The following is an 8,965-nucleotide window of genomic DNA, read 5'->3' on the forward strand; positions in this document are numbered from 1 at the left end:
TGTCCGGTTTCTGGTCGGGGTGCTGACGATGGCCGCCTCGCTCCTGATCTTCCTCGGGATGCTCATCGGCACCGTGTATGTGTTTCGGTTCATCCGGACCTCCGAGATCGGAGTCCTGTTGGGGTGGCCGCGCACGCCACCACGCGGCACCGGTAACGCCCTCACCATCGCCACGGGACTCGCGCAGTTCGGCATCTTCTGGACCGCCTATCGGTTCCTCTCCAGCGTGCCCGTGCGGTGGCGAGATGCGCTGCCCGGTGCGGTCGTCGCGGCTGTGGTCTGGCACACGATCGCGTATGGCATCAGCTGGTATCTGGGGACGGTCGCCGACTACTCTTCGCTGTACCATTCGCTTGCGGTGATCGTCGCGTTGCTCGTGTGGGTGTACGGTCTCTCCGCCAGCTTCCTGCTTGGAGCGGAGTTCGTCGCCCAAAACACGGTATGGCCGCGGGCGGGAGACCCGAGGTGGCGGCAGCCGGTCGCACCACCGGCGCCGGCGGCGCAGGGACCTCCTCCCGCACGGTGAACCAACTATTATCGGCGGCATCCCCGCGACACGACGCGGACCCGCGGCGGAGGTTCTGATGCGCATCGCGCTCGGTCAGTTGAAGTCGTGTCCCCGAAAAGACGAGACCCTCGCCGGGGCCCTCCGGGCCATCCGCGAGGCGCGCCGGGGGGGCGCCGACCTGCTGCTGATGCCGGAAGTCTATATGGCGTTCCTCGACCGCTCACCCGGCGTTGCGCGCGCCAGCGTGGCCGAGCCCCTCGACGGCCCGTTCGTCTCTCAGCTGGCTCGAGAGGCCCGCGCGCAAAACCTCTACGTCGGATGCGGTGTCTGGGAATCGGCTCCGGGGGAACGCGTCCGGGCCTACAATACGACGATTCTGCTCGGCCCGGACGGGTCGCTCCTGCTCTCATACCGCAAGACCCATCTGTACGATGCGTTTGGCTACCGTGAGTCCGATCAGATCGTTCCGGGCGACGCCCCACCCCGGACGATCCGCACATCGCTCGGGACGCTCGGCCTCTTGGTGTGCTACGAACTTCGCTTCCCGGAACTGATGCGGATGCTCGCGCTAGACGGCGCCGAGGTGATCCTCCTCCCTGCCGCCTGGGTGGTGGGAGCGCTCAAGGAAGATCACTGGGACACGCTCATTCGGGCTCGGGCCATCGAGAACACCGTGTTCATCGCCGCCGCGGACCAGGTCGGCAACATCTTCGCAGGATGCAGCCGGATCGTGGATCCCATGGGCGTCGCCGTAGCCGCCGGAGGCGAGACGGAAGGGCTCATCTTCGGAGATGTGCACCTCGACCGTATCGCCGCCGTGCGGGAGAAGCTTCCGCTGCTCCGCCAGCGGCGGGAAGAGATCTATGTGCAGCGCAGCCCCGGCGTGCGCGCGCCCCGCGTGACCTCCGCGCCTGCGTAGTCCCCTTGCGCCGGGCGGTCAGGCGGGCGTCTTGACCGGGCGATAGACCGGCGTGAGCCAGCGGCGGTACTGCGGCACGCGCCCCTCGGCCACCGAGAAGTAGACCTCCTGAAGCCGCTTGGTCAGCGGACCCGGCTGCCCCTTCCCGATCGGGTAGCGGTCGATCGATCTGACCGGCGTGATCTCCCACCCGCTGCCGCAGAAGAAGACCTCGTCGGCAATGTAGAGCTCAGTCCGATCGATCTCGCGCTCCTGGACCTTGAGCCCGAGTGCGTCCCGCGCCAGCTCGAGCACCGTCACCCGGGTGATCGACTCGAGGATGTTCGCGGTCACGGGCGCTGTGACGAGCACCTCGTCGCGGACCATGCACAGGCAGGCGCCCGGGCCCTCCGACACTTTGCCCCGCTCGTTCAGAAAGATCGGCTGGCTGGAGTACCCGTTGGTGCGGGCCTCCATGACGGCGAACCGGGAGTTGTGGTAGTTGGCGCCCGCCTTCACACGCGGTGGGACCGTGGTGTCCCCGATCCGGGTCCAGCTGCTGATGTTTGAATCGATGCCCTCGAAGATCCCCGGCGAGTGCGGTGCCAGCCGGGGAGTGATGAAGCCGCCGATCGGCGCCTGCTCCGGCGGCCAGACGTCCTCGCCGTCGCCCACATACAGTGTGAGCCGGAACCACACGGTCCCCTCGAAGCCGTTCGCGCGGATCACCTCGATCTGCGCGCGGGTGAGCTCCTCCTTGGTCCAAGGCACGGTCATGCGCATGATCTTCGTAGAGTTCCACAGACGCGCCATGTGCTCGTCGTTGCGGAAGATGTAGAGCTCGCGCTCGTCCGTGTTCCAGTAGGCGCGGACGCCCTCGAAGACGTTCGCACCGCGCAGGACCGTCGCGGTCGAGACGTGGACCTTGGCATCCTCCCAGGGCACGATCGCGCCGTTGAACCATAGGAACTTCGGGTGTGTGGCCATGCACCGCTCCTCTCTCTGCACCTGGGACGATTCTATGGGGGCGCGCTGCCCGCGGTCAAGGGCCGCCCGCGCGCCTCTCGCGGACCGGTTACCGGCTCTCCCGCTCAGGGACCAAGTGGTGTGTCAGCGCGAGGGCCACGGCCTCGGTCCGGCTGGCGACGCCCAGCTTGGTGAGGATATTGCTGACATGGAACTTTGCGGTCGACCGGTTGACCACCAAGCGCTTTGCGATCTGCACGTTGTTGAGCCCCCCAGTCATCAGCACGAGCACCTCGCGTTCTCGCGGGGTGAGGTCATGGCCCGGCTCGGGGGGACGCGTGGCGGCGTGAATCAGCACCTGCGTCGCTTCCGGCGCGAGCGTGGGCCGGCCGGCCCGAGCGAACCGAATCGCGCGGGCGAGCTCGTCGGCGGAGACGTTCTTGAGAAGGTATCCGAGCGCCCCCGCGTCCAGCGCCGCCTGGACCCTGTCCTGGTCCTGGAAGCTGGTGAGCGCGATCACCTGCACATCCGGGTGGCGCTCGCGGATCGCACGCGTCGCGGCGATGCCATCCATCTCCGGCATCAAGAGGTCCATCAGGATCACATCCGGAGACACCTGCGCGCACCGCCGAACGGCCTCGGCCCCGTCGCCGGCTTCGCCGACCAGCTCGAAGTCGTCGAACGCCTGCAGGAATGTCGCCAGGCCACTGCGGACGACGGCGTGGTCGTCCACAATCAGCACGCGGATGCGTTGGGGAGTCGTCATCGCGGCTGCCGCTTCTCACGGCCCGTCCACGTGATGAGGCGATTGCGGCGGCGTATCTGCGCCGGCGATGGACGACGATCCATGGCCGCCGCGACCAGTTGCGCGGCACACGCAGCCCGGAAGGCCCCGGACTCTCGGTGCAGCCCCCACGTATAGGCGTCCGCGGTGTCCAAGAGATGCACGCCCAACATCAAGACCCGACGGAGTGTGGCGAACGTCATCCTACACGATATGGTAGTCCCCGGTCGCCCGTGGAAGCGCCATGCACGTGGCAAGCCCCCAGGCTGGACGGCGGAGGAGTCTTTGACCCGGCCATCTGGCCAGGCGCATTCATGTGTAACGGGAAGCGTTTGGCCCCTGGACACGTGGTTTCAGCGCTTCGCCGGCGTCCCAGCCGTCCAGTTTACCTCCACGATCGTGCCGCGTCCCATGTCGCTCTTGACCGTGAGCACGGCGCCGATCGCATCCGCGCGCTCCCGCATGATCCCCAGACCAAGGTGCGCGTGGGAGACACTCGTTGGATCGAACCCCCGGCCATCGTCGCTGATGATCAGGCTCGCGGAATCCGGGGTCCAGCGGGCGGCCAAGGTGGACCGGGTCGCGGCCGCGTGCTTCGCCGCGTTGTTCAGCGCCTCTTGGGCGATCCGGTACAATGCGAGCCGCACCTCCGGCGGCGCGCATCCCAGACCGTCAACGGTAACGGCGACCGGAAGCCTGCCTCGCCCCATCGTGGCCTCGGCCAGCTGCTGCATCAGGGCGTCGAGCTGCATCTCGAGCAGTGCGGTTGGGCGGAGTTCCAGGAGGAGCGTCCGCATCTCGGCCAGCGCTCCCCGTGCGAGCTCCCGGAGATCTTCCAGGCGCCGCCGTCCCTCCTCTGGATTGCGCTCCCACAGGCGAGGAAGGACGCCGGCGATCAGGTTCACCGAGAAGAGCGTCTGGGTCACCGAATCGTGGAGGTCCCGGGCCAGACGTGTTCGTTCGGCCGTCGCCGCGGTCTCCTGCAGATCCGCCCGGAGCCGGGCGTTCTCGATGGCCAGCGCCACCTGATCGCCCAGCGCCATCGTCAACGCCGTCTCCTCGGCGGAGAACTCGCGCGGCTCCCTGTAGAAGACGACGAGCGCTCCGTAGATCTCGTCCTTGACCATCAGCGGGACGGCGATCAAGGCGCGGTACTGCGCTGCCAAACGCCCGATCAGGGTTCGCCTCACGGGGTCGAGCTGGTCGGAGATCTCGAGGAATTTCCCCGGCAGGTCCGGAGCCGCCACAGGCCGGCGGTGCAGCACCGCCTCCCCGACCGGCCCCTTGCCAACGGGGATCTCCATCCGCGCCACGTAGTCGGGATCGAGCCCCTCCGCCGAGCTCACGCGGAGGCTCTGCTCGGATGGATTGAGCCGGTAGATGGCCGCAGCGCTGGCGGCGAGCAAGGGAATCGCCTGCCCGACGATATGGTCCAGGATCTCAGCGGTCGAGCGGTCCGAGTTGAGCACCGCCAGGGTCTCCCGCATGCTCTGCGCCACCCGCCGCCGCCGCTCGATCTCGCGTGTGCGCTCTTCGACCACCCGCTCCAGGGTCTGCTGGGTGAGGACACGTTGGGTGATGTCGCGCACGATCCCTTCGACGGCTATGACCTCGTTGGCCTCATTCAGGATCGGGATCACGCGACGTTCCACCCAGACGATCTCCCCGTCCTTGCGGACCAGCCGAAACGTCAACGGTACGGCGGCAGAGGCGGGGTCGGAGGCCGCAGACTCGAGAAGCGGCCGATCCTCAGGGTGCACCACCGTAATGCCGAGGTCGGGATCGGCGTAACACTCCTCGGGAGTAAAGCCGGTGATGGTCGTGACCGCGGGGTTCACGTACTCGAAACGGCGTGTGGGTTTGTACCGGTAATGGAAGATGATATCCGACGCGTTCTCCGCGAGCCGGATGAATCGCGCGTCGTTCGCCGGATGCGCTTCGCCGGACCCGTACCGCGCCGCGATCTCAGCAGGACGAAGGTCAGTCGAGCGCATCGGACGCACACTCCCATCTCAGCGACGAGGGAACGCACCCATCATACTCTTGCCGCGCCCGGCCGGGCAATCCCGTCCCAACGGAAGCGACCTGGTCATCTGGCGGGGGAAAGATCTCCTCTCCTGGATGGCGTATCGTGGAACGGCCGCGTGCTATGAATAATGCGCGGCAGAGGTGCGCCCCACAGAGTATCATGGAGGTACGCAATGCCAACACGAAAGTCCAACAATCGTGGCCGCGCGGAGAGTCAGGGCGAGCTGCTCTACGTGTCCATCGTCTGCGCGGTCGACGGCGCGCGCTTCGCGGCCGTCGCGGCGAGCGAACCGGAGTGCCTCGCCCAAATCGCCTCGTACGTCTCCGAGCAAGCCGCAGGACAGCTCCACCCGCCATCGGCGTGCCGGGTCCGCGAACTCCTCGCTGCCGGCGATCCGCTCGAAGCGGTTGGAGAATACTTCCGGCATACGGGCGAGCGATGGGAGGCCGAATGGCTCGTGACCGCCTCGCTGCGTCCGGGCTTGGGCTCCACCGCCTGGTCGGGCTCCGTTCCCCTGCCTGCACTCGTGCCCTGATGGAATCAGGCTGCTGGTGGGCTGCGGGCCTGGCCGCCAGGATCAAGCAGACGCCGATACCTGCGCTTCAACGGTAGTGCCTTACCGAGGTTTCACGTCGAGCCCCTGCGCCGCGTCGAGGAGCTCCCCCCATAGTTCACCCACGCGTTCGAGCCGGTCGAAGACCGTCGCGATCGTCCACTGCAGCGGGTCGAACCCGGCCCGCACCTCCTCCCACGTCACCGGCACGCTCACCGTCGCCTGCGCGACGGGCCGCAGGCTGTAGACGCTCGCTAGGGTTTTCCCCCGCAGGTTCTGATTGTAATCGAGGAACACTTTGCCCACGCGGTCACGGACCGACCAGGCCGTGGTCAGCATCTCGGGATGCTGGCCGGCGAGCCACGTCGTCATGGTCTTCGCAAAAGCGTGCGTTTGGCCGTACGTGTACTGTCGGACGATCGGGATGAACACGTGAAGCCCGGTCTTGCCCGAGGTCTTGAGAAACGCGCGGAGCCCCAGGTCGTCGAGCGCCTTCCCCAGCGTGAGCACGGCTTTCCGCGCCGCCTCGAACCCCTTGCGCGTGTAGTCGGGGTCATACTCTCCGTGCCGCTTCGTCGGCCCCGTGCCCTCGGGAAACAGGAATGGGTCGATGTCGAAGACCACTACATCGGGATAGTTGAGCGTGCTCCGCTCGATCGCATCCTCCGACCCTGCGAACGTCGTGGCGGGGCGGTCTTTGCGGCGGCCGGGGACCGGGGCGATCCGGGAAAACCACGCGTGCATCTCGATGCACCCGAGCTGAGCCAACCAGAGCAGGGTCGTCTCGTCGTTGCAGATCACCAGATGGAGATCCCGCTTTCCATCCGATGACCACACCCGTTCCGTCCGCGCAAACGCCGGAGCGTCGTCCACGTCTTTCTGAAAGAAATCCTCGCCATCGATCCCGTTCGGCCACCGCCGCAGCGTCAGCGGGCGGTCTTTGAGATGCGGGAGGATATAGGGGGCGATCCGGCGATAGTACGCGATCACGTCGCCCTTGGTCAGCCCAAGCTCCGGGAAGAACACCTTGTCCAGGTTGGTGAACGCGACCTCCGCTCCCCGCGGGGAATGGCGGCGCGGTGGAGCGGGCGCCGGCGCAGGGACCGGTCCGCCGCTCTTCGGACCGCTCGACGCCGGAAGCGCGGGATCATCCCCGTTGCGCGCCGAGGCGTGGGCCCTCCAGTGCACCTCTGAGGCGCGGACATCGTCTCGCACGCCCTTGAACACGGGCGCGCGCAGCACGCCGTCCGGCGTAAACTCCAAGTACTCCACCTCGACCACCACCTCCGGCTTGACCCACGTCGCCGGCTGCAGCGTGGTGGGAGGAATCGCGAAGGGGCACGTCGTGGTCACGAGCGGCTCGAGCCGCTCTCGGAGGAGCCGGAGATCGTCATCCCGCAGCCCGCCTCCCGTCTGCCCGATGTGGACGAGGGCGCCCGTGGCCGGGTCGTATTGGCCGAGCACGAGCGCGCCGAAGGTTCCCTGGCGATGCCCCTTGCCGCGGGTCATCCCGGCGACGACCGCGTCGAGCGTGCGCCGCACCTTGATCTTCTGCCAGTCGGCGCTCCGGATCCCCGGCCGGTAGGCGCTCGTGGATCGCTTGGCGATGATCCCCTCCAGACCGTGCTGGAGCGCGGCCTGGAACAGCGTCTTGCCGTCGCCTTCCACCGCGTCACTCCGAAGCATGCCCGGCGGCAGCGCGAGCCCTTCAAGCGCCCGGCGGCGTTCTCGGAACGGGAGGGGCCGCAGGTCGCGGCCGTCGAGATACAGGCAGTCGAAGACCGCGTAGAACACCGCAATGCGCTCCGCGGCCTCCCGCACGTCGGCCTCCTGACCCAGGTGCAGACGCTGCTGCAGGCGCACAAAGTCCGGTTTCCCGCGGTCGTCGGGGGCGAAGATCTCGCCGTCGAGGACGACGCTGTCCCGGTCCAGAGCGGCGAGCGTCTCCACGATCTCAGGGAACTGGGCGTTCAACCGGTGTCCCGTGCGGCTGTACACGGCGACATCACGCGCCGCGCCTCGCCGGCGCACAAACCCCAGCGCTCGGACGCCGTCCCACTTGATCTCAAAGAACCAGCCCTCCCGGCTGAAGGGTTTCTCCGAAGACTGCGCGAGCATCGGCCGAAACGGCTCGGGGAACGGATCTGCGGGGGTCGATTCGGGTGGGGCGGGCTCCGACGATGTCCAGCGGGCGTCCTTGTCGGCGGCGATCTCTTCGATCGTCCGGCCGCTCTTGACCGATCGCGTGCCGGCCGGGTCGTAGTCTGACGTCGCAAACTGGTCTTTCCCTTTGAACAACAGCCAGTCGCGGCCGTTGTTGCGCTTCGTCTGCACGAAGTGAAATTCGCCCCGCAGCTTTTCCCCGAGCATGACCAGCGTGAGCTTCCCCCGGCGGAACGCCTCGGCCGGATCGCCTTCGACGCAGGCGTAGGTCCCGCGGTCCCAGAGCATGACCGTGCCGGCGCCGTAGTTCCCCGGAGGGATGATGCCCTCGAACTCTCCGTACTCGACCGGGTGGTCCTCGACGTGCACCGCGAGGCGCTTCTCGGCGGGGTCGAGCGATGGCCCCTTGGGGATCGCCCACGAACGGAGGACTCCTTCCATCTCGAGCCGGAGATCCCAGTGCACGTTCCGGGCGTGGTGCTCCTGCACGACAAACTTCGGGTGCCCCGCTACCGCACCCGGCGCACCCTTGGGTTCGGGGGTCTCCGAAAACCGCCGCTTACGCTGGTATTCCTCCAGGCCCACACGGTGATGGTATCAAAACCGCGCACGCCGCGGGGCTCCGGGTGAAGCTTCGACCAATGAGGTAGACGGCGCGGCGCGATCAGAGAGTGTGGCCGCCGCCCATGAGGCTCATCAGCGTCCGCGCGTACGTCACCGCCTCGGGGCCGGTCTCGTGCGTAAAGTAGCAGAAGGCGGGCCGGATCTGCGGGTGGGCGCGCAGGTGCTCGGCCCACGCCTGCAGCTGCTCGTCCGTGTACCGGAGCCGGTGGAGCCGATAATAGGCGAACGGCGCGGTATGGACGAGCGGCTCGCACGCGCTCTCGTCCTCGGCGATGCAGAGCGCGACGCGGTGCCGGCGTAGCAGATCATAGACCGCGTCCTGATGCCAGCTGGCGTGCCGAAACTCCATCGCCACGTACGGGAGCGGCCGGAGCGTGGAGAGGAAACTCTCGAGCAGCGCGAGGTCGCAGCGCAGCGACGGCGGCAACTGGAAGAGCACC

General features: G+C 67.5%; 8 protein-coding genes. 3 read left to right on the plus strand and 5 right to left on the minus strand.

Annotation, left to right across the window (positions count from 1 at the left end):
* Both VFP86_12885 and VFP86_12890 read left to right on the plus strand, forming a co-directional pair.
* Positions 1–526 (plus strand): YhjD/YihY/BrkB family envelope integrity protein (locus VFP86_12885; protein ID HET9000535.1); only part of this gene is annotated, 526 nt, incomplete at its 5' end.
* A 58-nt stretch (positions 527–584) separates the two neighbouring features.
* The gene (locus VFP86_12890; protein ID HET9000536.1) at positions 585–1,427 is read left to right on the plus strand and encodes a carbon-nitrogen hydrolase family protein; all 843 of its coding nucleotides are present in this window, start codon (positions 585–587) and stop codon (positions 1,425–1,427) included.
* A gap of 18 nt (positions 1,428–1,445) precedes the next feature.
* Here VFP86_12890 and VFP86_12895 read toward each other — a convergent pair whose 3' ends face one another.
* The 3 genes from VFP86_12895 to VFP86_12905 form a co-directional block, all read right to left on the minus strand.
* On the minus strand, positions 1,446–2,393 hold the full coding sequence (locus VFP86_12895) for a branched-chain amino acid transaminase (GenBank protein ID HET9000537.1): 948 nt from the start codon (positions 2,391–2,393) through the stop codon (positions 1,446–1,448).
* 88 nt (positions 2,394–2,481) lie between these two features.
* Positions 2,482–3,138, minus strand: a complete 657-nt coding sequence (locus VFP86_12900) for a response regulator transcription factor (GenBank protein ID HET9000538.1) — start codon at positions 3,136–3,138, stop codon at positions 2,482–2,484.
* A 371-nt stretch (positions 3,139–3,509) separates the two neighbouring features.
* A complete protein-coding gene (locus VFP86_12905; protein HET9000539.1) occupies positions 3,510–5,150 on the minus strand; it encodes a histidine kinase in 1,641 nt (546 codons plus the stop codon).
* A 207-nt stretch (positions 5,151–5,357) separates the two neighbouring features.
* On the opposite strand from VFP86_12905, the gene VFP86_12910 reads away from it, so the two are divergent.
* Entirely contained in the window at positions 5,358–5,720 is a 363-nt protein-coding gene (locus VFP86_12910; GenBank protein ID HET9000540.1) for a hypothetical protein, read from the plus strand.
* 81 nt (positions 5,721–5,801) lie between these two features.
* Here VFP86_12910 and ligD read toward each other — a convergent pair whose 3' ends face one another.
* Both ligD and VFP86_12920 read right to left on the minus strand, forming a co-directional pair.
* Positions 5,802–8,486, minus strand: coding sequence for a non-homologous end-joining DNA ligase (gene ligD, locus VFP86_12915; protein HET9000541.1), 2,685 nt, complete (start codon positions 8,484–8,486; stop codon positions 5,802–5,804).
* A gap of 79 nt (positions 8,487–8,565) precedes the next feature.
* Positions 8,566–8,965 (minus strand): DUF72 domain-containing protein (locus tag VFP86_12920; GenBank protein HET9000542.1); only part of this gene is annotated, 400 nt, incomplete at its 5' end.

The organism is bacterium (genome assembly GCA_035703895.1).
Classification (GTDB): domain Bacteria; phylum Sysuimicrobiota; class Sysuimicrobiia; order Sysuimicrobiales; family Segetimicrobiaceae; genus Segetimicrobium.

Bases quoted from the DNA above. Each gene is read 5' to 3' on its own strand.
- VFP86_12895 (HET9000537.1), bottom strand. From the start codon at position 2,393: ATGGCCACACACCCGAAGTTCCTATGGTTCAACGGCGCGATCGTGCCC.
- VFP86_12890 (HET9000536.1), top strand. From the start codon at position 585: ATGCGCATCGCGCTCGGTCAGTTGAAGTCGTGTCCCCGAAAAGACGAG.
- VFP86_12900 (HET9000538.1), bottom strand. From the start codon at position 3,138: ATGACGACTCCCCAACGCATCCGCGTGCTGATTGTGGACGACCACGCC.
- VFP86_12910 (HET9000540.1), top strand. From the start codon at position 5,358: ATGCCAACACGAAAGTCCAACAATCGTGGCCGCGCGGAGAGTCAGGGC.
- VFP86_12905 (HET9000539.1), bottom strand. From the start codon at position 5,150: ATGCGCTCGACTGACCTTCGTCCTGCTGAGATCGCGGCGCGGTACGGG.